Source organism: Amycolatopsis sp. NBRC 101858 (assembly GCF_030269325.1).
Lineage (GTDB): Bacteria > Actinomycetota > Actinomycetes > Mycobacteriales > Pseudonocardiaceae > Amycolatopsis > Amycolatopsis ponsaeliensis.
The window spans coordinates 151,786-176,247 of sequence record NZ_BSTD01000002.1 but is presented as its reverse complement, the minus strand read 5'-3'; the positions used below and the strand labels follow the sequence as shown (position 1 = coordinate 176,247).

Annotated in this window: 22 protein-coding genes; 10 read left to right on the top strand and 12 right to left on the bottom strand. The window is 71.8% G+C overall.

Annotated features, from left to right (window positions below):
* Positions 1–3: 3 nt before the first annotated feature.
* The 8 genes from QSK39_RS14025 to QSK39_RS13990 form a co-directional block, all read right to left on the bottom strand.
* Positions 4–1,425 carry an L-fucose/L-arabinose isomerase family protein gene (locus tag QSK39_RS14025; protein WP_285478164.1) on the bottom strand — a complete coding sequence of 474 codons (1,422 nt, stop codon included), beginning with the start codon at positions 1,423–1,425 and terminating at the stop codon, positions 4–6.
* Positions 1,426–1,443: 18 nt separating this feature from the next.
* A complete protein-coding gene (locus QSK39_RS14020; RefSeq protein ID WP_285478163.1) occupies positions 1,444–3,462 on the bottom strand; it encodes a bifunctional aldolase/short-chain dehydrogenase in 2,019 nt (672 codons plus the stop codon).
* 2 nt (positions 3,463–3,464) lie between these two features.
* Positions 3,465–4,640 (bottom strand): L-rhamnose isomerase, encoded by a 1,176-nt coding sequence (gene rhaI / locus QSK39_RS14015; protein ID WP_285478162.1) that lies wholly within the window; start codon positions 4,638–4,640, stop codon positions 3,465–3,467.
* A complete protein-coding gene (locus tag QSK39_RS14010; protein ID WP_285478161.1) occupies positions 4,637–4,981 on the bottom strand; it encodes an L-rhamnose mutarotase in 345 nt (114 codons plus the stop codon). Before QSK39_RS14010 ends, rhaI begins: the two co-directional genes overlap by 4 nt.
* A gap of 65 nt (positions 4,982–5,046) precedes the next feature.
* Positions 5,047–6,108 carry a rhamnose ABC transporter substrate-binding protein gene (gene rhaS, locus QSK39_RS14005; RefSeq protein WP_285478160.1) on the bottom strand — a complete coding sequence of 354 codons (1,062 nt, stop codon included), beginning with the start codon at positions 6,106–6,108 and terminating at the stop codon, positions 5,047–5,049.
* 5 nt (positions 6,109–6,113) lie between these two features.
* Complete coding sequence (locus QSK39_RS14000) at positions 6,114–7,121, bottom strand: ABC transporter permease (RefSeq protein ID WP_285478159.1); 1,008 nt, start codon at positions 7,119–7,121, stop codon at positions 6,114–6,116.
* Positions 7,114–8,154, bottom strand: coding sequence for an ABC transporter permease (locus QSK39_RS13995; RefSeq protein ID WP_285478158.1), 1,041 nt, complete (start codon positions 8,152–8,154; stop codon positions 7,114–7,116). Before QSK39_RS13995 ends, QSK39_RS14000 begins: the two co-directional genes overlap by 8 nt.
* Complete coding sequence (locus tag QSK39_RS13990) at positions 8,151–9,668, bottom strand: sugar ABC transporter ATP-binding protein (RefSeq protein WP_285478157.1); 1,518 nt, start codon at positions 9,666–9,668, stop codon at positions 8,151–8,153. The genes QSK39_RS13995 and QSK39_RS13990 overlap by 4 nt, the downstream gene beginning before the upstream one ends.
* A 150-nt stretch (positions 9,669–9,818) precedes the next feature.
* Here QSK39_RS13990 and QSK39_RS13985 point away from each other — a divergent pair, with 150 nt between their 5' ends.
* Both QSK39_RS13985 and QSK39_RS13980 read left to right on the top strand, forming a co-directional pair.
* Positions 9,819–10,853 carry a LacI family DNA-binding transcriptional regulator gene (locus tag QSK39_RS13985; RefSeq protein ID WP_285478156.1) on the top strand — a complete coding sequence of 345 codons (1,035 nt, stop codon included), beginning with the start codon at positions 9,819–9,821 and terminating at the stop codon, positions 10,851–10,853.
* Between the two features lie 81 nt (positions 10,854–10,934).
* The gene (locus QSK39_RS13980) at positions 10,935–13,328 is read left to right on the top strand and encodes a glycoside hydrolase family 2 protein (RefSeq protein WP_285478155.1); all 2,394 of its coding nucleotides are present in this window, start codon (positions 10,935–10,937) and stop codon (positions 13,326–13,328) included.
* A gap of 182 nt (positions 13,329–13,510) precedes the next feature.
* Here the strand turns inward: QSK39_RS13980 and QSK39_RS13975 are convergent, their stop codons facing one another.
* Positions 13,511–13,876 (bottom strand): DUF488 domain-containing protein, encoded by a 366-nt coding sequence (locus QSK39_RS13975; RefSeq protein ID WP_285478154.1) that lies wholly within the window; start codon positions 13,874–13,876, stop codon positions 13,511–13,513.
* A 53-nt stretch (positions 13,877–13,929) separates the two neighbouring features.
* Between QSK39_RS13975 and QSK39_RS13970 the strand changes: the two genes are divergently transcribed.
* The 6 genes from QSK39_RS13970 (at position 13,930) to QSK39_RS13945 (ending at position 20,182) form a co-directional block, all read left to right on the top strand.
* Positions 13,930–14,520, top strand: a complete 591-nt coding sequence (locus tag QSK39_RS13970) for a hypothetical protein (protein ID WP_285478153.1) — start codon at positions 13,930–13,932, stop codon at positions 14,518–14,520.
* A 43-nt stretch (positions 14,521–14,563) separates the two neighbouring features.
* A complete protein-coding gene (locus tag QSK39_RS13965) occupies positions 14,564–15,067 on the top strand; it encodes an HAD domain-containing protein (RefSeq protein ID WP_285478152.1) in 504 nt (167 codons plus the stop codon).
* 38 nt (positions 15,068–15,105) lie between these two features.
* Positions 15,106–16,677, top strand: a complete 1,572-nt coding sequence (locus QSK39_RS13960; RefSeq protein WP_285478151.1) for an acyl-CoA synthetase — start codon at positions 15,106–15,108, stop codon at positions 16,675–16,677.
* A 200-nt stretch (positions 16,678–16,877) separates the two neighbouring features.
* Entirely contained in the window at positions 16,878–17,099 is a 222-nt protein-coding gene (locus QSK39_RS13955; RefSeq protein WP_285478150.1) for a hypothetical protein, read from the top strand.
* 108 nt (positions 17,100–17,207) lie between these two features.
* Positions 17,208–19,280, top strand: coding sequence for a putative Ig domain-containing protein (locus QSK39_RS13950; RefSeq protein WP_285479902.1), 2,073 nt, complete (start codon positions 17,208–17,210; stop codon positions 19,278–19,280).
* Positions 19,281–19,324: 44 nt separating this feature from the next.
* A complete protein-coding gene (locus QSK39_RS13945) occupies positions 19,325–20,182 on the top strand; it encodes a GNAT family N-acetyltransferase (protein WP_285478149.1) in 858 nt (285 codons plus the stop codon).
* Here QSK39_RS13945 and QSK39_RS13940 read toward each other — a convergent pair.
* The gene (locus QSK39_RS13940; protein ID WP_285478148.1) at positions 20,107–20,487 is read right to left on the bottom strand and encodes an MmcQ/YjbR family DNA-binding protein; all 381 of its coding nucleotides are present in this window, start codon (positions 20,485–20,487) and stop codon (positions 20,107–20,109) included. The genes QSK39_RS13945 and QSK39_RS13940 overlap by 76 nt on opposite strands.
* Here QSK39_RS13940 and QSK39_RS13935 point away from each other — a divergent pair.
* A complete protein-coding gene (locus QSK39_RS13935) occupies positions 20,486–21,310 on the top strand; it encodes a fructosamine kinase family protein (RefSeq protein WP_285478147.1) in 825 nt (274 codons plus the stop codon). The genes QSK39_RS13940 and QSK39_RS13935 overlap by 2 nt on opposite strands.
* Here QSK39_RS13935 and QSK39_RS13930 read toward each other — a convergent pair.
* Together QSK39_RS13930 and QSK39_RS13925 are read right to left on the bottom strand one after the other, a co-directional pair.
* Entirely contained in the window at positions 21,307–21,975 is a 669-nt protein-coding gene (locus tag QSK39_RS13930; protein WP_285478146.1) for an HNH endonuclease family protein, read from the bottom strand. The two genes, QSK39_RS13935 and QSK39_RS13930, sit on opposite strands and share 4 nt — an antisense overlap.
* Positions 21,976–22,057: 82 nt before the next feature.
* Positions 22,058–23,449 carry a hypothetical protein gene (locus QSK39_RS13925; RefSeq protein ID WP_285478145.1) on the bottom strand — a complete coding sequence of 464 codons (1,392 nt, stop codon included), beginning with the start codon at positions 23,447–23,449 and terminating at the stop codon, positions 22,058–22,060.
* Positions 23,450–23,590: 141 nt separating this feature from the next.
* Between QSK39_RS13925 and QSK39_RS13920 the strand changes: the two genes are divergently transcribed.
* Complete coding sequence (locus QSK39_RS13920) at positions 23,591–24,454, top strand: urea carboxylase-associated family protein (protein ID WP_285478144.1); 864 nt, start codon at positions 23,591–23,593, stop codon at positions 24,452–24,454.
* The last annotated feature ends 8 nt before the right edge of the window (positions 24,455–24,462 follow it).

The window sequence follows — 24,462 nt, the reverse complement described above, 5'->3', positions numbered from 1 at the left end:
GCGTCACGGGTTCACCACGGTCAGCTCCAGCCCGAGCAGGTCCGCGACGGCCGTCAGCTCGGCGACCCGGTGGCCGGTGCCGAGCGCCCAGTGGTGCGCGATGCCGCTGGCCGACCACGCGTCGGTCCACTCCCCCGGGTCGCACCCGAAGTCGACGCGCGAGGTCGTGTTGCCGATCCGCAGCAGCGGCCCGGGCACGACCGTGCCTTCGGACGCGATGAGCGAGAACGTCCCGTCGCGCCGCTGGCCGAGCCCGCACAGCGTCACCGGCCCGTGCTTGACGTCGAACTCCACCGACACGCCCCAGCCGCGCTTGCCGTGGTAGACGCCGAGGCCGCGCAGCAGCGGCTTGCGCGCGCTGATGCCGAGGTGCGCCGGGCCGTCGTGGCCCATCTCGACGACGCCGTCGCGGAAGTTCAGCGCCTGCAGCTCGGTGAACGACCCGCCCGCGCCGAGCCGGTCCATGACGAGCATCGCCAGGGATGTCCGCAGCTCGTACTCGCCGACCGCCGGGATGCCGCGCGCGGTGAGCAGGGACGCGCCGAGGATGAACCCGGCGCCGACGCGCTCGTGGGTCTCGCCGTCGAGGCCGCGGTGGTAGTAGGCCAGCGAGTCGAGGGAGAAGTCTTCGACGAGCCGGTCCAGGGCCACGGAAACCCGTGCGCCCCAAGCGAAGTCTTCGTCCACTACCGACTCGTCCACCGTGAACACGTCACACGCCAGGGCGACCCGCGCTGCGGTCTCGTCGTCGGTGACCTTCTCGACGCGCACCCGCAGGTCGTCGACCTCGAGGATCTCGACGTGGCCGCCGAGCTGACCGGACACCAGGGTCGGGTCGGTCGAGACGTCCATCATGCCCGGGTAGAGGTGCCCGAGCAGGCCGTGCCGCCCGTGCCGCAGTGCCGCCCGGACGCCGGCCGCCTTGATCCAGCGCTCGATCCGCGTCCACGCCCGCGCGTCCTCGAGGTAGCCGGACACCGAGCGGAACTCGACGCCGACGCGGCGGAACGTGTTCGCCATCTCCGGCAGCGGGCAGGCGCCGCAGTAGGCCAGCCACGCGCCGGTGTCGAAGGAGTCGTGGTCCATCGCCTCGGTCGGCTGCAGGTTCAGCAGCAGCACCGGCGCGCCCGAACGCTGCGCGATCGGCGCCAGCATGCTGGACGTCAGGTACGTCGTGAGGAACCCGACGATCAGGTCGCACCCGGCCACCCGCAGCTTCTCCGCCGCGGCCGCGCCCTCCTGGGCGTCGGAGACGAACCCGGCGTCGACGACTTCGCAGTCCATTCCGGACAGTCGTTCGGCGACGCGCCGCGCCGAGGCCTCCAGCTGCGGCAACAGCGCGGGGAACTGCGGCCAGTACGCGCCGAGCCCGCCCGCGACGAGCCCGACGCGGGTCTTGCGCGGCGTGATGCGGTCGAGGGTCATCGGTCTCCTCCAGGGAAGTCAGCGCAGGAACGCGGCGGCCACCCCGGCGTCCACGGGGACGTGCAGGCCGGTGGTGTGGGTGAGGTCGCCGCCGGTGAGGGCGAAGACGGCGGCCGCGACGTGCTCGGGCAGCACCTCGCGCTTGAGGATGGTCCGCTGGGCGTAGAACTCGCCGAGCTTCGCCTCCTCGACGCCGTAGACGGCGGCACGCTGGGCGCCCCAGCCGCCGGCGAAGATGCCGGAGCCCTGGACGACGCCGTCCGGGTTGACGCCGTTGACGCGGATGCCGTGCCCGCCCAGCTCGGCCGCGAGCAGCCGGACCTGGTGCGCCTGGTCGGCCTTGGCCGCGCCGTACGCGACGTTGTTGGGGCCCGCGAACACCGCGTTCTTCGACGAGATGTAGACGATGTCGCCGCCGATGCCCTGGTCGATCATCGCCTTCGCCGCCGCGCGGGCGACCAGGAACGAGCCCTTCGCCATGACGTCGTGCTGCAGGTCCCAGTCGCGTTCGGTCGTCTCCAGCAGCGGCTTCGAGATGGACAGCCCGGCGTTGTTGACGACCAGGTCGATCCCGCCGAAGGCCAGCACGGTCGCGTCCACCGCGGCCTGCACGGCGGCGGCGTCGGTGACGTCGGCGGTCACCGCGATGCCGCCGGTCTCCGCGGCCACTTCGGAGGCCGCGGCGGCGTTCAGGTCGGCGATCGCGACGCAGGCTCCCTCGGCGGCGAGCCGCAGGGCGATGGCCTTGCCGATGCCCGAGCCCGCGCCGGTCACGAGCGCGATCCGCCCGGCCAGGGGCTTCGGCTTCGGCATGCGCTGCAGCTTCGCTTCTTCCAGGGCCCAGTACTCGATCCGGAACTTCTCGCTCTCCGGGATCGGCGCGTAGGAAGAAACCGCCTCCGCGCCACGCATGACGTTGATCGCGTTGACGTAGAACTCGCCCGCCACGCGCGCGGTCTGCTTGTCCTTGCCGAAGGAGAACATCCCGACGCCGGGGACGAGCACGATCGCCGGGTCCGCGCCGCGCATGGCCGGCGAGTCCGGGGTCGCGTGCCGCTCGTAGTAGGCGCGGTACTCGTCGCGGTACTCGGCGTGCAGTTCCTTAAGCCGCGCGACGACGTCCTCGAGCGACGCGGTCGCCGGCAGGTCCACCACCAGCGGCCGGACCTTGGTGCGCAGGAAGTGGTCCGGGCACGACGTGCCGAGGGCGGCCAGGGCCGCGAGCTTCTCGCGCGCCAGGAACTCCAGCACGACGTCGCTGTCGGTGTAGTGCCCGACCTGCCGCTGGTCGGTCGACGCGAGCCCGCGGACCACCGGCGCCAAGGCGGCCGCGCGGGCGTGCCGCTCGGCTTCCGGGAGCGCTTCGAAGCCCGGGACGACCGGGCCGAACGGCTCGGCGGCCCCGCGCGAGGCGAGGAACGCCTCGGCCGTGCGGATGATGTCGAGGGAGTTCCGCTCGCACTCTTCCGAGGTCGCGCCCCACGCGGTGATGCCGTGGCCGCCGAGGATCACGCCGATGGCCTGCGGGTTGGCTTCCTTCACGGCGGCGATGTCCAGGCCCAGCTGGAACCCGGGCCGCCGCCAGTCCACCCACGCCACGCGGTCGCCGAAGCACTCCTTCGTCAGCGCGGCGCCGTCGGCCGCCGTGGCCAGGGCGATGCCGGAGTCCGGGTGCAGGTGGTCGACGTGCGGGGCCTCGACCAGGCCGTGCATGGCGGTGTCGATCGACGGCGCCGCGCCGCCCCGGCCGTGCAGGCAGTAGTCGAACGCGGCGACCATCTCGTCCTCGCGCTCGACGCCCGGGTAGACGTCCACCAAGGACCGCAGCCGGTCGAGCCGCAGCACCGCGAGCCCCGACTCCTTGAGCGTGCCGAGGTCACCGCCGGAGCCCTTGACCCACAGCACCTCCGTCGGCGCGCCGGTCACCGGGTCGGTGACGTCACCCTTGGCGGAGGTGTTGCCGCCGGCGTAGTTGGTGTTGCGCGGGTCGGCTCCGAGCGCGTTGCTGCGCGCGATGAGCTGCTCCGGCACGGTCATCGTCATGCTCCCCATCCGGCCTGCGTGCCGCCGGCGCGCTCGGCCACGATCTTCTCCTGGTACCCGCTGCGGTGGTAGGCGGCGACGGGGTCCGGGTCGAGCCCGGAGTCCTCGCGCAGCTCGGCCAGCAGCGGCCGGACGTCGGTGTTGTAGGCGTCCATCAGCACGGCGTTCGCGGCCAGGACGTCCCCGGCCTGCTGGGCCACGCGCAACGCGGGACGGTCGACGAGCAGCGCCTTGGCCGTGGCCTCCTGGACGTTCATCACCGAGCGGATGATCGCCGGGATCTTGGCCTCGATGTTGTGGCACTGGTCGAGCATGAACGCGATGCCGTAGGCCGGGTCGAGGGCTTCGCCGCGGACGATCTCGTACATGATCCGGAACAGCTGGAACGGGTCCGCCGCCCCGACCATCAGGTCGTCGTCGGCGTAGAAGCGCGAGTTGAAGTCGAACGCGCCGAGCTTCCCGGCCCGCAGCAGGAACGCGACGATGAACTCGATGTTCGTGCCGGGGGCGTGGTGACCGGTGTCGATGCACACCGTCGCCTTCTCCCCCAGCTCGATGCAGTGCGCGTAGGACGTGCCCCAGTCCGGGACGTCGGTGGCGTAGAAGGCGGGCTCGAAGAGCTTGTACTCCAGCAGCATGCGCTGGTCGTCGCCGAGCCGGTCGTAGGTTTCGCGCAGGGCCTCGGCCAGCCGGTCCTGGCGGTCGCGGATGTCGTCCTGGCCCGGGTAGTTGATGCCGTCGGAGAACCACAGCTTCAGGTCGCGCGAGCCCGTCGCGTCCATGATGGAGATGGCTTCCAGGAGGTGGTCGGTGGCCTTGCGGCGGATGCCGGCGTCGGGGTTGGTGACCGAGCCGAGCTTGTAGTCCTCGTCCTGGAAGACGTTGGTGTTGATCGCGCCGATCTCCACGCCCGCGTCACGCGCGTAGGCCGTCAGGGCGCCGTAGTCGTCGACGCGGTCCCACGGGATGTGCAGCGCGACGCTCGGAGCGACCCCGGTGAACCGGTGCACGGTCGCGGCGTCGGCGATCTTCTCTTCGGGTGTCCGCGGGACACCGGGTTGCGGGAACACCTTGAACCGGGTGCCCGAGTTCGCGTACGCCCACGACGGCGTCTCGATGCGCTGGGCCCGCAGGGCCTGTTTCACGGCCGTCAAGTCGCCCACGGCGATCACTGTCCTTCCGCGACGGTGGGGGTTTCGAGGTGGAAGACCTCGTCCAGGAGCTGAAAGCCTTCGTCGGGCGGGCCGCCGTCGAGGCCGGTGAAGAACTCCGCCATCTCCGCCTGCCAGCGGGCGTTGACCTCGGTCCCGGCCATCGCGGCCTGCGCGGCTTCGAGGTCGTCGGCTTCGACGTAGCCGATCAGGAGGCCGTCCTCGCGCAGGAACAGCGAGTAGTTGCGCCAGCCGGTGTCGAGCAGGGCCTGCCGCATCTCGGGCCACACCGCGCGGTGCCGCTGCGCGTATTCGGCCTTCCGGTCCGGCTTCACCTGCAGGCAGAAGCAGTATCGGGGCACTGTCCATCCTTTGTGGAACCCGCGGCCGGGCCGGGGCGGCGATCCGGCCCGGCCGCGGAGGCTGATCAGAAGTTGAACTTGTCGATGTTGTTCGCGTCGAACGTCGTCGGCGGGCCGAGGACGATCTCGCCGCTCGCGCCGATCTTGTAGTCGCCGAGCTTGCCCGCCTTGAACGTTTCACCCTCCTTGCCGCTGATCTGGCCGGACTTGAGCGCGACGCCCGCGTAGGCGGCGAGGTAGCCGATGTCGGCCGGGTTCCACAGCGCGAACTGCTTCACGGTGCCGTCCTTGACGAAGGCACGCATCTGGTTCGGCGTGCCGAGCCCGGTCACCGCGACCTTGCCCTTGTAGCTGGACGTGCTGACGTAGCGCGCGGCGGCCGCGATGCCCACGGTGGTCGGCGAGACGATCACCTTGAGGTTCGGGAACGACTGCAGCAGGCCCTGGGCCTCCTGGAACGACTTCTGGTCGTCGTCGTTGCCGTAGGCGACCTTGTCCAGCTTGATGTTCGCGTACTCCGGCTTGGCCAGCTCCTTCTTGAGGACCTCGATCCAGGCGTTCTGGTTGGTGGCGTTCGGCGTCGCGGACAGGACCGCGATCTCGCCGGACCCGCCGGAGAGGTCCTTGGCCTGCTTGGCCAGCGCCTCGCCGATGCCCTGCGTGGTGGCCTGGTTGATGAAGACGTCGCGGCAGTCCTTGGCGGCGTCGGAGTCGAACGCGACGACCTTGATGCCGGCGCTGCGGGCCTGGTTGAGCGACGGGCAGACGGCGTTCGGGTCGTTCGCGGCGATGCCGATGACGTCCTGCTGCTGCTGGATCAGCGTGTTGATGTAGCTGACCTGGGACGACGCGCTGGCGTCGTTCGGCCCGACCAGCTTGTACTCGCCCTTCAGCTCGCCCAGCGCCTCCTTGCCGCCGCTGACCTCGATGTCGCTGTAGGGGTTGTTGAGCTGCTTGGGCAGGAAGGCCATCTTGACGCCTTCCTTGGCCGCGGCGTTCGGGTTCGCCGTGGCCGTCGACTGCTGCGCGCCGGAGCCGCTGCTGTCGTCCTTGGTGGTGCCGCCGCAGGCGGCCAGCACGAGCACCAGCCCGGCCGACACTGCGCCGGTGAGGAACCGTCGGGACATCTTCGTCACCTTTCTGGGGATACCGGAGCAGTCGCTCGACTCCGGCGGCGCAAGGCCGTCCGAGCCGAGGAGACGATGTTGGGCAGCAGGACCGACACGATGAGGAGCACGCCGGTCACGATGTTGAGGGCCTCGTTCGAGACGTCCTGCAGGCGCAGCGCGTTCTGCAGGGACGCCAGCAGGACCACTCCGGCGAGCACGCCGGGCAGCGTGCCCTTGCCGCCGAAGATGGACACGCCGCCGAGCAGCACGGCGGCCACGACGGCGAGCTCGAGGCCGTAGCCGTTGTCGGCGCGGGCACTGGAGTAGCGCAGGGTCCACAGGACCCCCGCGATCCCGGCGACCGCGCCGCTCACGACGTACAGCCAGAACTTGAGCCGCCCGGTGCGGATGCCGGCGAACCGGGCCGCCTGCTCACCCGCGCCGGCCGCGAAGACGCCGCGGCCGATCGGGGTCGCGTGCAGCACGACGCCGAAGATCAGCGCCGCCACGATCAGCGGGACGAGCACGTTCGGGATCGGGCCGTCGCCGAGGGTCCCGGTGACCCAGCTGGTGTAGGCCCGCGGGAAGTCGGCCACCGCGCCGTCGCCGAGGACGACGAACGCGAGCCCGCGGTAGAGCGCCAGCGTGCCGATCGTGACGGCCAGCGACGGCAGCTTCAGCACGGTGACGAAGAAGCCGTTCAGCGCGCCGAGGATCCCGCCGAGCACGATGCAGAGCGGGATGATCGTCTCGATCGAGAGGCCCGCGTCCCACAGCGAACCCATCACCGCCGACGTCAGCCCGAGCGTGCTCGCCACCGACAGGTCGATCTCGCCGGTCACGATGATGAACGTCATCGGCAGCGCGACCAGGGCGATCGGCAGCAGGTCGAGCAGCAGGAACGTGAAGTTGCGGCTGGTGCCGAAGTTCTCGACGGCACCGGAGGCGATGATCAGCACGATGACCGTCACCAGGACGACGGCGGCGTCCCAGCTCAGCAGCCGGCCGAGCCGGTTCCCCTGGTCAGACATGGGAGTCCCTCTTCTTCAGTGCCTTGGCGACCCGCACGGCGACCAGCCGGTCGGCGCCGATGGCCAGCAGGATCAGCGCGCCGACGATCGCCTGCTGCCAGAACTGGTTGATGTCGAGCACGGCCAGCGCGCTGCCGATCACGGTCAGCAGCAACGCGCCGAGGCCCGCGCCCCAGACCGAGCCGCTGCCGCCGAACACGGCGACCCCGCCGACCACGGCCGCGGCGACGACGTTCAGCTCGTAGCCGGTGCCGGCGGCCGCGTCCACGGTGCCGAAGCGCGCCGCGAACAGCACCCCGGCCAGGCCGGCGAGCGCACCGCTGACCAGGAACGCCGCGGTGGTGTTGCGGCCGACCCGGATGCCGGCCAGCTGGGCTGCCTGCGGGCTCGACCCCATCGCGTACAGCTCGCGCCCGGCCGGGTAGCTGCGCAGCACGATCCCGGCGACGACCAGGACCACCAGGGCGATGAGCACCAGCCACGGCACGCCGAGCACCGACGCGGTGCCGAAGTCGAGGAAGGACGCGGGCAGCTTGTCGGCGTTGATCTGCTGGCCACCGGCCCAGAAGTAGCTGACCCCGCGGTAGGCGTAGAGCGTGCCGAGCGTGACGACCAGCGCGGGTACCTGGCCGAACCGGACCAGCGCGCCGTTCACGAGCCCGCAGACCGCGCCGACGCCGAGGCCGGCGAGCAGCGCGACGATCACCGGCAGGCCGGGGTTGTCGCGCATCAGCGAGCCGACGGCGAAGGCGGCGAGGCCGAGCACCGAGCCGACGGACAGGTCGATGTTGCGGGTGATCATCACGATCGCCTGCCCGACGGCGAGCACCGCCAGGATCGCGGTCCCCAGCAGGATGTCGCGGACGCTCTGGCCGGACAGGAACCGGGAGTTCTGCGTCGCGGTGAAGGCGACCAGGACGATCAGGGCGAGGACGATGCCGGATTCGCGGGCCTTGAACACGTTCGCGGTCCACGAGCGTCGCGTGTGGACGGTCGGCTCGCCGGCCACGGGTGCCTCCTTGGTGACGGTCATGCGGCGGCCCCCTGGCCCATCGCGGCGAACATGACGGCGTCTTCGGTCGCGTCGGCGCGCGAGAGCTCGGCGACGAGCCTGCCCTCCCGCATGACGAGGACGCGGTCGGCCATGCCGAGCACCTCCGGCAGTTCCGACGACACCATGACGATCGCGACGCCTTCGGCCGCGAGCGCCGACATCAGCCGGTGCACCTCGGCCTTCGTGCCGACGTCGATCCCGCGCGTCGGCTCGTCCACGATGAGCACCTTCGGCGCCATCGCGAGCCACTTGGCGAGCACGACCTTCTGCTGGTTGCCGCCCGAGAGCGTGCCGACGGGGTCGCCGAGGCGGCGGTACTTGGTGCGCAGGCGCTCGGTCCAGTGCCGGGCCTCCTGCCGCTCGCTCCCGCCGGTCAGGAAGCCGAGCTTCGCCAGGGCGCGCGACCGCGGCAGCGTCACGTTCCGCTCGATGGAGAGGTCCATGATCAGGCCCTGCTGGCGCCGGTCTTCGGGGACCAGCGCCATCCCGGCGGCCATCGCGGCCCGCGACGAGTGCGCCTTGAGCTTCTTGCCGCCGATCTTCACGACCCCGGCGTCGCGTTCGTCGACGCCGAAGACGGCCTGGACGACTTCCGAGCGCCCGGACCCGACGAGCCCGGCGAACGCGACGATCTCCCCCGCGCGCACCGAGAAGGAGATGTCGCGGAAGACGCCTTCGCGGGCCAGGCCTTCGACCTCGAGGACGACGGCGCCGGGCTCGACGTCCTGCTTGGGGAACAGCGCGTCGAGGTCGCGGCCGACCATCCGCTTGACCATGTCGTCGACCGTGACGTCTTCGAGCAGGTCGGTGGAGACGTGCTTGCCGTCGCGCATGATGGTGACGCGCTGGCAGAGCTCGGTGATCTCCTCGAAGCGGTGCGAGATGAACATGATCGCCGCGCCTTCCTGGCGCAGCGTCCGCGCGACGGTGAAGAGCCGCTCGACCTCGACGCGGCTCAGCGCGGCGGTCGGCTCGTCCATCACCAGCACGCGGGCGTCGGCGCTGAGCGCCTTGGCGATCTCGACGATCTGCTGGTCGGCGATGGACAGCCCGCGCGCCGGGCGGCCCGGGTCGATCCGGACGCCGAGCCGGGTGAAGAGCCGCTCGGCCTCGGCGCGGATCGCGGCCCGGTCGATGCGGCCCATGCTCTTGCGCGGGTGGCGGCCCATCACGATGTTCTCGGCGACCGACAGGTCGGGGAACAGCGTGGGTTCCTGGTAGATCACCGCGATCCCGGCGGCCTTGGCGTCGGCAGGCGACCCGAACTCCACCGGGTGCCCGTCCAGCAGCAGCGTGCCGTCGTCGGGCTTGTGCACTCCGGCCAGCATCTTCACGATCGTGGACTTGCCGGCGCCGTTCTCGCCGACGAGCGCGTGGGCCTCGCCGGGGTACAGGCCGAAGCTCACCCCGGCGACCGCCGCGACGGCGCCGAACGACTTCGTCACGCCCCGCACCTCCAGCAGAGGCGGCCGGTCCGAGTCCTGCCGCGTCATCGCGACCTCCGGATTGAAAGGTTTCACAAATCTGGTGCGGTGACGCTACTATGCGAGCGAAGAGCAAGTCAATGAATCCACCGAACCGTGGCCGAACGTCTTCAAGGCCGGACTGTTCGTGGCGATGTTACGTTTCAATGAGGGGGTTCCATGACGGTCCAGGAGTCCGGTGCCGAGCCGAAAGCGGCCGGCATGAAGGACGTCGCCGCGGCCGCCGGCGTCTCCCTCGGCACGGTCTCCAACGTGCTCAACCGGCCCGACCGCGTCAGCCCGGCCACGCGCGCGAAGGTCGAGACCGCGATGGCCGAGCTCCGGTTCGTGCGCAACGAGTCCGCTCGGCAGCTGCGGGCCGGGCGCAGCCGCGTGCTGGCGTACGTGATGCTCGACGGCAGCAACCCGTTCTTCACCGACGTCGCGGCCGGGATGGAAGACGCCGCCGACGCCGGTGACCTCTCGCTGTTCCTCTGCAACAGCGCCCACCAGCCCGCGCGCGAAGCGGCCTACCTCGGCCGCCTCGAACAGCAGCGGGTGCAGGGCATCCTCATCACGCCGGTCGACCCGGACGCCCCGCTGCTGGGCGAGATCGCGCACCGCGGGACGCCGGTGGTGGTCGTCGACCGCACGCCCGGCGGCACCGCGCACTGCTCGGTCGCGGTCGACGACGTCTACGGCGGCGAGGTCGCCGTGCGGCACCTGATCGAGCAGGGCCACGACCGGATCGCGTTCATCGGCAACCACACGACGGTCGGCCAGGTCCGCGACCGGCGGCTGGGCGCGGTGCAGGCCCTCCGCGCGGCCGGGCTCGGGCCCGACCACCTGGTCGACCTGACGACGACGGCGCTGACCGTGGCCGACGGCCGCGGCGCGGGCGAGCGGCTGGCCGGGCTGCCGGCCTCGATCCGCCCGACCGCGGCGTTCTGCGCCAACGACCTGGTGGCCCTCGGGCTGCTGCAGACCTGCGCGAACCTGCGCATGCGAGTCCCGGACGACATGGCGATCGTGGGCTACGACGACATCGAGTTCGCGGCGGCCGCCGCGGTCCCCCTGACCTCGGTCCGCCAGCCCCGGCGGCGCCTGGGCCGCACGGCGGCGGAGCTGCTGCTGGCCGAGACCGAGCCGGGTCACGAGCACCGGCAGGTCGTCTTCACCCCCGAACTGGTGGTCCGGGCCTCTACTCTGCGCTGAGAGCCAACCCTTCGCTCGCTTGTGACGTCTTAGCCGTCGGACGCGATTCCCCGGGTGGGGCACCGAGCACGGAGGTCGTCGATGGGCGAGGAGAAGGCACGCGTCTCGCGGCGCGGGTTCCTCGCCGCGAGCGGGGCCGCGCTGCTCGGGGTGGCCGCCGTCGCGACCGTCGCCGGGTCGGCCGGGCTCGGCGAGCCGGACCCGGATGCCGTGCGGCTGGGTGATTTCTGGCTGTTCGGGCGTTATGAGGACGGGTGCGCGGACCTCGGATTCGACGAGATCGACCTCTCTCCGGTGCAGCTCCCCCACTGCGTGACGCCGCTTTCGTGGACCGGCTGGCAGCCGTCGTCGTGGCAGGACCGGTGGATCTACCGCAAGCACTTCACCGTCACGGCGACGATGACCGCCGACCGCGTCCGGGCCCGCTTCGACGGCGTCATGACGAACGCGGAGGTCTACCTCAACAGCATGCTCGTCGCGACCCACGAAGGCGGTTACCTGCCCTTCGAAGTCGAGTTGCCGCAGGTCACCGTGGGCGACAACGTCCTCGCCGTGGTCGTCGACGGGCGCTGGCAGCTCGACGTCCCGCCCAACCTGCCGGGGTCCGGCCCGTCGGCGATCGACTTCTACCAGCCGGCCGGGATCTACCGGCCGGCCTCGATCGGCACCGTGCCGCGGACCCGGCTGGCCGACGTCTTCGCCCGCCCGGTCGACGTCCTGGGGCCCGCCCGGTCGCTGCACCTGACGTGCGAACTGGACACGACGGTCGCGATCGCGGAGCCGGTGCAGGTGACCGCGTCCGTGCGGCAGGCCGGGCGGGAGATCGCACGCGGCAGTACCGACGTGGCGCCGATGCCGGTCGGCACGAGGACCGTCGAGTTCGACGTCCGCGGGCTGGGCGCGGTCCGGCTGTGGGACGTCGAGGACCCGGCGCTCTGCGATGTCGTGGTGAGCGTCCGGTCCGGGCCGCGGGCCCTCAACCAGCAGGTCGTGCGGGTCGGGTTCCGCGAAGCCGCGTTCACGCCGGACGGTTTCTTCCTCAACGGGCGGCGGCTCAAGCTGGTCGGCCTCAACCGGCACCAGTGGTACCCGTTCGCGGGCGGGGCGATGCCGGACCGCGTCCAGCGGCGCGACGCCGAGATCCTGCGGCGCGAGCTGAACTGCACGATGGTCCGCTGCTCGCACTACCCGCAGTCGAGCGCGTTCCTCGACGCGTGTGACGAGCTGGGCCTGCTGGTGTGGGAGGAGATCCCGGGCTGGGGCCGGATCGGGGACGCCGCCTGGCAGCAGCAGAACTTCCGGGACGTCTCGGGGATGATCACCCGGGACCGCAACCACCCCAGCATCGTCGTGTGGGGCACCCGCGTGAACGAGGCGAACGGCACGACGGCGATGTACGGCCGGACCGGGCGGCTCGCGCGCAAGCTCGACCCGTCCCGCCCGACGAGCGGCGCGCTGGCCAGCTCGACGGGCGCGCGGTTCGCCGGCAGCGACGTCGAGGTCCTGGCCTACAACGACTACACGGCCCGCCGCGGCGCGCCCTTCCAGCTGCGGCCGCCGCCGCGCGCAGGGGTCCCGTACCTGGTCACGGAGACGATCGGCACGCTGGCCGGCGCCCGCGCGTACCGCCGGACGGATCCCGCCGCGACCCAGCAGCTGCAGGCCGAGCTGCACGCGAAGGCCCACGACCTGGCCGCGGCCGACGACCGCTACTGCGGGCTGCTCGCGTGGTGCGCGTTCGACTACCCGTCGGGCTGGCAGCGCTCGATGGGCGGGTCGAAGTTCTGCGGCGTGTCGGACTTCTTCCGGATCCCGAAGCCCGCGGCCGCGTTCTACGCCTCCCAGGGCGACCCGCGGGCGCGCGCGGTCGTGGAGCCCGGGTTCGCGTGGGACTTCACGGCGTCCCCGACCGGACCCGGCCGCGCCGCGACGATCTGGTCCAACTGCGACCGGCTCGAGCTGTTCCTGGACGACCGGCCGTTCGGTGCGGCGCGCAGCCGGCGGGCGGAGTTCCCGCACCTGCGGCACCCGCCGTTCGCCGCCGATCTGACGATGCCGCGCGGCCAGCGTCCCCAGCTGCGCATCGACGGGTATGTGGGCGACCGGCTGGTGCTGTCCCGGCGCTTCAGCGGCGACCGGAGCCGCGACGTGCTGGCGTGCGTCCCGGACGACCCGCAGCTGAGCGCGGACGGCAGCGACGCGACCCGGGTGGTGGTGTCGGCTTTGGACCGGTTCGGGACGTTGCGAGCGGGCGCGACCGGCACGGTGACGCTGGCGCTGACGGGCCCGGGCGAGCTGGTCGGCGACCCGACGATGGACCTGGGCGCGACGGGCGGCGCGGCGGCGGTGTGGCTGCGGCCGTTCGCGGGCCCCCCGGGGACGCTGACGCTGACCGCCCGCCACGACACGCTGGGGACGGCGACCGCAACGGTGACCACGACGGCCAGTGGGTCGGACGGCGGGCCGCGGACATAACCGGCTGGGGCCGCGGCGGAACGGTGGTCCCGGACATCGCCGGCGATCATCGCGTGCGGTGGGCGGCCGGTGGCTCACTACGGCGACTTCACCGGCCACCACACGCCGCCAACCCCCGCCGACCAGCGCGCGGGCCACGGCCGCAGCTCGCGCCGACCACGGCAGCCCGCGGATCGCGCCCGTCACTCCTCGCCGGTCAGTATCTCCGCCAGCACCGCCGCCTGGCTGATCGGGGGCGAACCGCTCGCCGTCAGCAGTGTCACCGGTCCGCCCGCCGCCAGCCCCCTCAGCCGCTCCAGTGCCGCCGCTCGCTCCGGCTCCCGCAGTTCCGCTCGGTACCTCTCGGCGAACTCCGCGAACCGCTCGGGGTCGTGGCCGTACCAGGTGCGCAGCTCGTCGGACGGGGCCAGGCCGCGGTACCAGCCGTCCAGGACCACCGCCGTGCGAGCGTGCCCGCGGGGCCAGAGCCGTTCCACGAGCACGCGGACGCCGTCGGCGGGTCCGGCCGGGTCGGCCAGGCGCGCCACCCGGACGAGCGTCGGCTGCATGCGCGCATTCTGCGGTGCGCCCGCCCGCCCCGCCACTCCGGCAAGCTCTCCCCATGCGCAACCGTGTGACCCCCGCCGGGGACATCGTCGACATCCCGCTGCGCGGCGCCTGGACCGGCAACCGCGGCGTCCTGCACCGGGGCCACGAGATCGTCCGCTTCCACGGCGGCGACCTGTGGATCACCTGCGCGCTCAGCTTCAACGACCGCTGGCGCGAGCAGTGGCTGCCGAACCGCTACACGCACCTCTACTTCCACGACGAAGCCGTCTCGTTCGCCGCCGGGCACCGGCCCTGCGGGGAATGCCGCCGCCCCGCGTACACCGCCTACCGCGACGCCTGGCCCGGCCCGCCCTCGGCCACCGCGATGAACCGTCGGCTGCACACCGAACGCCTGGTCCGCGGCACCCACACGCGCCGGCTCCACGAGCTGAGCTGGGCCGACCTCCCGGACGGCGTCTTCGTGCTCCGCGGCCCCGACCCGGAACTGAAGCTCGACGGGCACCTCACCACCTGGACGACCACGGGCTACGGCCGCAAGCAGCAGCTGCCCAGGGCAGGAACCGTCCCGGTCCTGACCCCACCGGCCACGATCGCCGTCCTGCGCGCCGGCTACCCCGTGCAGATCGACGACAGCGCCCGCTGAACTCACGAAGAGAAGCTGCCCGGCTGACAGCTACGGTGCGACGGTGTCCAGCGCAGACCAGCTGCCCCTGCTCTTCCTCGACGTCGACGGGCCGCTCCTCCCCTTCGGCGCAGGAAGCTATCCGTCCTACGGGGACGACCTCACGCCCGACGCGCACCCGCTCCTGAACCGGCTCGACCCGGCCCACGGGCCTCGGCTCGCCGCGCTCCCCTGCGAACTGGTCTGGGCGACGACGTGGACGGCGGACGCGAACGAGTCGATCGCACCCCGCATCGGCCTGCCGCCGCTCGCCTTCGTGGACTGGCCCGAGCCGTCCGATGGCGACGAGCAAGACGAACGCCGCGGGCTGCACTGGAAGACCCGCACCCTGGTCGCCTGGGCCGGAGGGCGCCCGTTCGCCTGGGTCGACGACGAGATCACCGGCACGGACCGCGTCTGGGTGGCGGCCCACCACCGTGGACAAGCCCTGCTTCACCGGGTCGACCCCCGCCGCGGGCTCACCGACGCCGACTACCTCGCCCTCGCCGAATGGCTTCGGCGGGCCTGACGCTTGCGAGTTTCCGCGCCCCGGCCGAGACTGCCGGGATGGATCAGTACCTCGTCGACCGGGCCCGGCAGCACTCTCTCGGCGACCTGCTCCGCCGCACCGCGCTGCGGCTGCCGGACAAGCTCGCCGTCGTCGACGGGGACCGCAAGCTCACCTTCGCCGAGTTCGAAGCCGCCGCCAATCGCTGCGCCCATGCCCTGACCGCTCGAGGCCTGCGCAAGGGTGACCGGCTCGCGCTGCTGAGCCACAACTGCTGGGAGTACGGCGCCCTCGCCTTCGCCACCGCCAAGCTCGGTGTGCTGCTCGTGCCCGTCAACTTCATGCTCGGTGCCGACGAGATCGCCTACATCCTCCGCCACGCCGAAGTCGAAGCGTTCGTCGTCGAGGACGCCCTCGAACCGACCGCCGCCCGAGCCCTCGAACTGGCCGAGCGACCCGACGTCGTCAAAGGCCGCATCCCCAAGAGCGGCGGTGGCGCTTGGGAGGACATCGGCATCTGGCTGTCCGAAGGGGACACCACCGCACCCGACGTCCTGGTCGCCGACGACGACCCGCTGCGGATCATGTACACCTCCGGCACCGAGTCGCGCCCCAAGGGCGTGCTGCTGTCGAGCCGGTCGCTGCTCGCGCAGTACGTTTCGTGCGTCATCGACGGCGGCATGAGCGCCGACGACGTCGAGGTGCACTCGCTGCCGCTGTACCACTGCGCCCAGCTGGACTGCTTCTTCTCCGTCGACGTCTACCTCGGCGCCACCAGCGTGATCCTGCCCGGCCCGGACCCCGCCGCGCTGCTCGCCGCCGTCGAACGGGAGCGCGCGACGAAGCTCTTCGCGCCGCCGACCGTCTGGATCTCCTTGCTGCGCCACGAAAACTTCGACCGGACCGACCTCTCCAGCCTGCGGAAGGGGTACTACGGCGCGTCGGCGATGCCGGTCGAGGTGCTGCGCGAACTGCGCCGCCGGCTGCCCGAGGTCGAGCTGTGGAACTTCTACGGCCAGACCGAGATGGCGCCGCTGGCCACGATCCTGCGCCCGCACGAACAGCTCGACCGCGCCGGCTCGGCCGGGCGGCCCTCGCTCAACGTCGAAACCCGCATCGTCGACGACGAGGACAACCCCGTGGCCCCGGGCGAAATCGGCGAGATCGTGCACCGCAGCCCGCACGCCACCCTCGGCTACTACCGCGACGAAGCCAAGACCGCCGAAGCCTTCCGAGCCGGCTGGTTCCACTCCGGCGACCTCGGCGTCGTCGACGAGGACGGCTACCTGTCCGTCGTGGACCGCAAGAAGGACATGATCAAGACCGGCGGCGAGAACGTCGCGAGCCGCGAAGTCGAAGAGGCGCTGTACCTGCTCGACGGCGTCGCCGAAGTCGCCGTCTTCGGGATCGGCCATCCACACTGGATCGAAGCGGTGACCGCGGTCGTCGTGCCGCGCGAAGGCGTCATTCTCGACGCTGCGCAAGTGGTCGACCACGCAAAGGCACATCTCGCCGGTTACAAATGTCCCAAGTACGTCGTGTTCGCGGACCGGCTTCCCAAGAATCCGAGCGGAAAGATCGTCAAGCGCGAATTGCGGGAACGACACAAAGGACTCGCGACCGAGGGCTGAGCCACCGAAAACTCCTTGCGTGACAGGGAAGACGACGGATACCGTCGGCTCGCCACCGCCGCCTTCCGAGGAACGCGGGACGTGCGTCCCACCAGGGCCGACCGGCCCGGAAACGAGATTGCCAAAAGCCATGGCGCGCGACGTCCGTCGGGTCTAGTAATGAGGCCGTTCCTCGTTCCCGAACCCCGAAAGGATCTCTCGTGTCCGTTTTCCTCGCCGTTCTGCTCGCCCTGGCCGCGGGGCTGCTCGTCGGCAGCCGCGTCCACAGCGCCCGCGAGGCACGCTCCAACTACTCCGCCTACCGGGCCCGCACCGCCAAGGGGTTCGGGGAGATGATCCGGTCCGCGGTGTCGGCTCTGGTCGCGGTGGTCGGTGCCCTCGTGCTGCTCTTCATCCTGCTCAACGTGCTCCAGCAGGCCTGATCGCGGAACCCGACTCATGGCGGGTTGTTGCCGCCCCGGCGGCAGCGCACGCTTTCTCCTGGCCCCGACGGACGGGGCCGGGAAAGGACTCCCCCCATGAGATCGAGGGTGCTTTCTGCTGCGCTCAGTGCGGCCGTGGGCCTGCTGGGCACAGTCGTCGTCGCCGCGCCGGCCGAGGCCGCCGCGGTCTGCGGTGACCAGGTCGTCGGCAACGGCGGGTTCGAGAGCGGTACCGCCCCGTGGACCCAGTCCAGTGGCGTGATCTCCGCCGCCACCTCGGCGGAGCCCGCGCACGGCGGGACGATGGACGCCTGGCTGGACGGGTACGGCAGCACGCACACCGACACCCTGTCCCAGGCGCTGACGCTCCCCGCCGGCTGCGCTTCGGCGTCGCTCTCGTGGTGGGCGCACGTCGACACCAAGGAGACGACGACCAGCACCGCCTACGACAAGCTGGTGGTGCAGGCGGGTACCGACACCCTCGCGAGCTACTCGAACCTCGACAAGAACACCGGGTACGTCCAGCGCACCGTCGACGTGTCGCGCTACCTGGGCCAGACCGTGACGCTCAAGATCACCGGCACCGAGGACTCGAGCCTCGCGACCAACTTCCTCCTCGACGACTTCTCGCTGACCACGACCGGGACGTCCAACCCGCAGTCGCCGGTCGTCACCTCGCCGGGCGCCCAGTCCAGCGCCGTCGGCCAGGCCGTGTCCTTGCAGGTCCAGGCCACCGACCCGCAGAACGACGCGCTCACCTACACCGCGACCGGCCTGCCCGCCGGGCTGGCGATCGGGGCGAGCACCGGCAAGATCACCGGCACCCCGACCACCGCCGGGACGTCCTCGGTCACCGTCACGGCCAAGGACCCGGCCGGCAACAGCGGCAGCGCCACCTTCGCCTGGACGATCACGGCCGCGCCCGCGGACTCCACGCGCACGCCGATCAACCCGGCGTACACGGTCAACCTGACCTCGAACACGGCAGGCACCACCTGGACCGGGCACCAGAGCGTGAGCTTCACCAACGGCTCGGCGACCGCGCTGCCCGAGGTCTACCTGCGGCTTTGGGACAACTACCACGGCAGCTGCCCGACGACGCCGATCACGGTCACGAACGTCACCGGCGGCACGGCGTCCGCGCTGAGCGTCAACTGCACGGCCTTGAAGATCACGCTCCCGAGCCCGCTGGCCCAGGGCCAGTCGGCGACCATCGGGTTCGACCTGAGCATCGTCGTGCCCAGCGGCGCCGACCGGTTCGGCCACGACGGCGCGTACAACATGATCGGCAACGCGCTGCCGGTGCTCGCGGTTCGTGACGGCGCGGGCTGGCACCTCGACCCGTACACCAACAACGGCGAGTCGTTCTACACCGTGATCGGCGACTTCGACGTCACCCTCGTGCACCCGACGTCGTTGCTGACGCCGGCCACCGGCACGTCGACCGAGACGACCAGCGGCAGCACGACCACCACGCACGCGACCGCGGCCAAGGTGCGCGACTTCGCGTGGGCCGCCGGGCCGTTCGCGAAGATCACCACGACGTCCGGCAAGGGCGTGCGGGTGAACGTCTACTCGGTCAGCGGGATCTCCACGAGCAGCGCGAACCAGATGCTGACGCTGGCCGCCGACTCGATCGACGTCCACTCGGGCCGCTTCGGCGACTACCCGTACGGCGAGGTGGACGTCGTGCTGGACAACAACTTCTGGTTCGGCGGCATGGAGTACCCGGGCTTCGTGCTCGACCTGGTGTCGACCACGGCGCTCCCCCACGAGCTGGCGCACCAGTGGTTCTACGGGATCGTCGGCGACGACGAGTACAACTCCCCGTGGCTGGACGAGAGCTTCACCGACTACGCCACCGACCTCTACCGCGGGGTCACCGGCAGCGGCTGCGGCATCACGTGGCAGTCGAGCGCGGAGAAGCTGACCAACTCGATGGCCTACTGGGACGCGCATTCGTCCCGGTACTCGACGGTGGTCTACAACTACGGCAAGTGCACGCTGCACGACCTGCGGCGGACCATCGGCGACACGGCGATGGCGAACCTGCTGAAGTCGTACGCGCAGTCGCACTGGTACGGCGTGTCCACGACGGCCGAGTTCAAGGCCGCGGCGCAGGCGGCGGCCGGGTCGACCGACTTGACGTCGTTCTGGGCGTCACATCGCGTCGAAGGCTGATAAATCGGGTTTCGTTCCCCGTCCGTGTCCGGCACGGTGAGGACATGGACGGGGAACGGCTCTTCTGCGACACGGCGCTGGCCGAACGGATCGAACGCGCCGAAGCACGGCTGATCGCCGAAAGCAGCGACGCCGCGCGGATGCGGCGCGGGGACACGATCGGGTTCGCGCGACCGCTCGCCGGCGGCGTCGCGAGCTTCGCCGAGGCGGACTCGCCGTTCAACAAGATCGCCGGGCTGGGCTTCGACGGCCTGCCGGACGCGCTCGACGAGGTCGAAGCCGCGTTCGCCGAGCTGGGCGCGCCGGTGCAGGTCGAGCTGTGCCAGCTCGCCGACCCCGCGCTGGGCGTGTTCTTCACCGAGCGCGGGTACCGCCTGGAGTCGTTCGAGAACGTGCTCGGCCGGCGGGTCACCGGCGCCGGCTTTCCCGAAGACGTCCGGCCCATCCGGGACGACGAGCTGGAGCGGTGGCTCTCCGAGGTCGCCGACGCGGTCGCCGTCGCCGACACCGAAGGCCTGCCGTCCCACGAAGACTTCCCGCGGCAGACCGTCATCGACGCGATGGCGGACATGGCCGGGGTGACGCGGTACGCGGCGTGGCGCGGCGGCGAGTTCGCGGGCGGCGCGAGTTTCCGCGTCACCGACGGGATCGCGCAGTTCACCGGCGCGGCGACCGTGCCGGCCCACCGCCGTCGCGGCGTGCAGACGGCGCTGCTGCGAGCGCGGCTCACAGCGGCCGCCGCGGCCGGGTGCGACGTCGCCGTCGTCACCACGCAGCCGGGGTCGAAGTCGCACCAGAACGTCCAGCGGCAGGGCTTCGACCTGCTCTACGCCCGGGCGATCCTGGTGAAGGGGACTTCGGCGACGAGCTCCTCCGGCGCGGACAGCCGCCAGGCTTCGTAGATCAGCTCGGCGACCTCGTCGGGCTCGACGCCGTCGAGGTACACGACCACCCAGCCGAAGCCGCCCGCGGTGAACTGCACTTCGAAGACGTCGGGGCGTTCGGAGACCAGCGCGAGCTGTTCGGAGATCGTCTGCTTCAGGCCGAGCGTCCGCGTCCGCGGCCAGTAGTACCCGAACCGCTTGCCGCGCACGCTGAACGACGAGTAGTCGCGGGCCTCGGACCGTTCGACGTCCGCCAGCTCGCCGAGCACCCGTTCGAAATCCTGCACCGGCCCACGGTAGCGCGCCGGTACCGTGCGGGACATGACCGAGCCCGTGGCCCGGCTCACCGGGCACACCGTCACCGAGTGGCGCCCGATGCCGGGATACCTCCGCGAAGCCGTCCTCGACGACGGCCGGGTGGTCGTCGTCAAGCGCGGGCACGAGCCGGGCGCGACCGCGGCCGAGGCGGCGGGCCTGCGCTGGCTGGCCGCCGCGGAGGCGGTGCCGGTGCCGTCCGTGGCCGGCCACGACGACCACTGGCTGGTGGTCGACCGCGTGCTTTCGGGGCGGTCTTCGGCGGCCGCGGCCGAGCGGCTCGGGCGCGGGCTGGCGCGCCTGCACGCGGCGGGGGCGCCGGCGTTCGGCGCCGCTCCCCCGGGCGGGCCCGCCGAGGCGTGGATCGGCCTGGCGCCGATGGGCTGCGTCCCCGCGGACGACTGGGCGTCCTGGTACGCCTCGGACCGCGTGCTGCCCTACGTCCGGCGGGCAGTCGACGCGGGGACGTTCGACGCGGCCGACGCGGCGGTGTTCGAGCGCGCGTGCGACCGGATCCCGGCGTCGGCCGAGCCGCCGGCGCGCCTGCACGGCGACCTGTGGACGGGCAACGTCCTGTGGGACGGCCGCGAGGCGTGGCTGATCGACCCGGCCGCCCACGGCGGGCACCGCGAGACGGACCTGGCGATGCTGCACCTGTTCGGCTGCCCGCACCTCGGCACCGTGCTGGGCGCGTACGAGGAGGTCGCACCCCTGGCCGAGGGCTGGGCCGGGCGGATCGGGCTGCACCAGCTGTTCCCGCTGCTGGTGCACACCGTCCTGTTCGGACGGTCCTACGCCGGGCAGGCGATCGCCGCGGCGCGCTCGTTCTAGCAGTGCTGCAGCATGGTTTCCAGCGCCGTCTTCTCGGGGACGGTGATCGTGAGGCCGTAGTTGCTCTTGACCACGATCCAGTCGGTGGCGTAGGTGCACCAGTAGGAGACGAGCGGCGGCTTCCACTGGTCCGGCGCCTTGTCGCTCTTCTGCTCGTTGAGGTTGTCGGTGACCGCGTGCAGCTGCGGGCGGATCAGGTCGTTCGCGAACTGCTCGCGGCGCTCCTGCGTCCACGACTTGGCGCCGCTGACCCAGGCCTGGCCGAGGGGCACCATGTGGTCGATGTCCACATCGGACGCCTTCGTCCAGGTCTCGCCGTCGTAGGCGCTGACCCAGGTGCCCGACTTCGGGGCGCAGTCGGAGTTGGTGGTGACGTCCTTGCCGTCGCGCTTGAGGACCTGCTCGCGGGTGTCGCAGGCGCCGTCGACCTTGTCCCAGTGCGGGAACTTCTCGCGGCTGTAGCCGTCCATGGTGCCGCGCACGGCGACCTTGAGCTGCGCCAGCTGCGCCTTGGCCTCGCCGGGCGCGATCGGCGGCGCGGCGGCGGTCCCGGTGGACTGCGGCCCGCTCGGTGAGCCGGACGCGAGTCCGTCGGGCACCTTGCAGCCGGTGAGGGACGCGCCCGCGAGGACGGCCAGCAGAACGAGCGCTCGGGTGCGCGGCATCGTGAACCCCTTTCACATCTACCGGGAGGTGCCCAGCAGACGCGTGCGGGAAACGGTGCAGATGGCGTAGTTGGCGCGAAACTCACGAGCCGTGGAAGACCTGCGCCACGAAAACGGCGGCGATCACGCCCACGGTGACGAGCAGGGTCAGCACGAAGACCAGTGCCCACGGAACCAGGCGGATCGGCCGTTGCTTCGGGAAGACGGACTGTCCCCGCGGCCGAGGAATCCGCGGACCAGGCTCATCGACGGCGGCGTCCGGCGGCGGATCGGCCGGCAGCGGCAGGACGGCGGGGAGCGCGGGAAGTGGCTTCATGGTCGGTAGGCGCGCGGGGAACCCATCGGCGAGCAGCGCGGCCCGCGGCGGAGCGAGGTGGGCGAGGGAGAGGGCGTAGCAGGCGTCGAGGACGTCGTCGGCCGACCAGACGGTCCGCCACCGGTTGTGCTGCCCGATGATCCGCCGCAGCCCTCGAGGGTCGGCGAGCACGACGGCTACGCCGGGGAAGGAGTCGGTGTCCAGCCAGGGCAGGTCGGGGTGGCCCCAGGTTTGCTCCGGCGCGGAATCACGCCTTGCCGGGTTCGGCTCGCGGACGGTCGGGCCCGGCCCGAGTCCTCCTGGATCCGGTCGACGCCGAGCAGAGTCCGAGTCACGGCCGGTCGAGCCCGGCCCGCTCCAGGCTTGGTCCGGCGCAGGTCCACCCGAATCCGGCCCGAGTTCGCCCGGGTCCGATCGACGCAGAGAAGAGTCCGGCTCACGGCCGGTCGGATCCGGCCCACTCCAGACTTGGTCCGGCCCGAGTTCGCCCGGATCCGGTCGACGCCAAACAGAGTCCGGATCGCGGTCGAGTGGGTCCGGTTCGCTCCTGGCTTGGTCCGGCCGCGGCCCATCCGGCTCACCCCAGCGCTCTTCCGGCCCGTGCCGGTCCGCCGGCTCACCCCACGCCTGCTCCGGCACGAGGTCGCCGGAATCCGGCTCACCCCAGGCGGAATCCGGCTCGAGCCCGCCTGGTTCCTCCGTGTGCGCACGCGACTCCGCCACCGGTTCGCGCGGCTCCGGCACCGTCACCGCCTCGGACAGCGGCAGACCCGCCGAGTCGTGCTCGCCCGGCTCCGCCAGCCGGTCCCGCTCCTCCGCCACCGCCTCCTGCACGCCCCCGGGCACCACCGCGACCAGCCCCGTCACGTACCGCCCGCCGTCGTGCGCGGCCAATGCCCCCTTGGCCGCCGCCACTCCCGCGCCCGCCCGCTCGGCCGAGCCCGGCGAAATGCCCGGTGAGTGCGCCGCGATCACCACCACCCCCGACCGGGTGAACACCAATGCGTCCACGAACCGGGGGCCGAGCGTGATGCCGGTCAGTGCCAGCCCCGTCAGGTGGTCCGGTCCCGGACCCCAGGAACGCAGCAACCCCACGAGGTGCGCCGCCGCTGCGGGCAGGCGCCGCTCCTCGCCGGTGCGCTGGAATGCCACGAGCACCGCCGGTCACTCCTCCCACGAGTAGAGCTCCCTCGACGGTAGGAGCCGGAAGGGCCGCCACCCAGCAGCCGAACGAGTGGTCGAACGCCACCGTGCGTAGCCGGGGCATCCTGGAGCCCCATCCAGCACGAGGGAGACCCGATGCCTGCACCCGCCTACCAAGGCCGCGCGCTCGACGTCGACCGGCCGTTCTACCGGCGGCTCGCCGAGGACGACACCCGCGAGCTCGTCGACGCCTTCGAGATCCCGATCCGCGCGGGCCGCGCCTGGCGCGTCCCGAAGGGCCACCTCTGCCGCCTCAGCACCGTCGACGGCCCGCAGGTCGGCGACCTCAACCTGTGGAACGCCGACGACCCCCGCGAACGCTTCTGGGCCGCGCGCACCCGGCAGCTGCAGCGCGCCCACGTCAGCACCTTCGACCGGCTCTGGTCGACGCTGCCCTTCCTCCGCCCGCTCGCGACGATCACCGCCGACACCCTCGAAAACCACGGCGAAGACGCGGACGGCGGCCGCGTGCACGACCTGCTCGGCACCCGCTGCGACCCCTACGTCAACCGGCTGCTCACCGGCGAGGACTTCGACTTCCACTGCCACTCGAACCTCGTGCGCGCGGTCGCGCCGTTCGGGCTCACCGAATTCGACGTGCACGACGTCCTGAACGTCTTCCAGTGCACCGGGCTCGACGCCGAGGACCGCTACTTCATGAAGGACTGCCCGGCCCGCCCGGGCGACCACTTCGAGTTCTTCGCCGAGATCGACCTGCTGTGCGCGTTGTCCACCTGCCCGGGCGGCGACCTGTCCATCCCGCTCTGGGGACCGGACGCGCGCGACCCGATCGACGTCTGCCACCCGATCGGCGTCGAGGTCTTCAAACCTCGTGCTGACCTGCTGGAACACTGGCGCGAGCCGGAGCGCGCGGCCTATCGGGGCCTGCACGGCGTCCGGTTGCCGGAGTGGGCCGACCTACCCGATCGGACGGGCCGGACGACCGCGACGGAGAGGTAGCCTGGCCG

Bases quoted from the DNA above. Each gene is read 5' to 3' on its own strand.
- QSK39_RS14025 (WP_285478164.1), bottom strand. From the start codon at position 1,425: ATGACCCTCGACCGCATCACGCCGCGCAAGACCCGCGTCGGGCTCGTC.
- QSK39_RS14020 (WP_285478163.1), bottom strand. From the start codon at position 3,462: ATGACCGTGCCGGAGCAGCTCATCGCGCGCAGCAACGCGCTCGGAGCC.
- rhaS (WP_285478160.1), bottom strand. From the start codon at position 6,108: ATGTCCCGACGGTTCCTCACCGGCGCAGTGTCGGCCGGGCTGGTGCTC.
- QSK39_RS14000 (WP_285478159.1), bottom strand. From the start codon at position 7,121: ATGTCTGACCAGGGGAACCGGCTCGGCCGGCTGCTGAGCTGGGACGCC.
- QSK39_RS13995 (WP_285478158.1), bottom strand. From the start codon at position 8,154: ATGACCGTCACCAAGGAGGCACCCGTGGCCGGCGAGCCGACCGTCCAC.
- QSK39_RS13990 (WP_285478157.1), bottom strand. From the start codon at position 9,668: ATGACGCGGCAGGACTCGGACCGGCCGCCTCTGCTGGAGGTGCGGGGC.
- QSK39_RS13985 (WP_285478156.1), top strand. From the start codon at position 9,819: ATGACGGTCCAGGAGTCCGGTGCCGAGCCGAAAGCGGCCGGCATGAAG.
- QSK39_RS13980 (WP_285478155.1), top strand. From the start codon at position 10,935: ATGGGCGAGGAGAAGGCACGCGTCTCGCGGCGCGGGTTCCTCGCCGCG.
- QSK39_RS13975 (WP_285478154.1), bottom strand. From the start codon at position 13,876: ATGCAGCCGACGCTCGTCCGGGTGGCGCGCCTGGCCGACCCGGCCGGA.
- QSK39_RS13970 (WP_285478153.1), top strand. From the start codon at position 13,930: ATGCGCAACCGTGTGACCCCCGCCGGGGACATCGTCGACATCCCGCTG.
- QSK39_RS13960 (WP_285478151.1), top strand. From the start codon at position 15,106: ATGGATCAGTACCTCGTCGACCGGGCCCGGCAGCACTCTCTCGGCGAC.
- QSK39_RS13945 (WP_285478149.1), top strand. From the start codon at position 19,325: ATGGACGGGGAACGGCTCTTCTGCGACACGGCGCTGGCCGAACGGATC.
- QSK39_RS13935 (WP_285478147.1), top strand. From the start codon at position 20,486: ATGACCGAGCCCGTGGCCCGGCTCACCGGGCACACCGTCACCGAGTGG.
- QSK39_RS13940 (WP_285478148.1), bottom strand. From the start codon at position 20,487: ATGTCCCGCACGGTACCGGCGCGCTACCGTGGGCCGGTGCAGGATTTC.
- QSK39_RS13930 (WP_285478146.1), bottom strand. From the start codon at position 21,975: ATGCCGCGCACCCGAGCGCTCGTTCTGCTGGCCGTCCTCGCGGGCGCG.
- QSK39_RS13920 (WP_285478144.1), top strand. From the start codon at position 23,591: ATGCCTGCACCCGCCTACCAAGGCCGCGCGCTCGACGTCGACCGGCCG.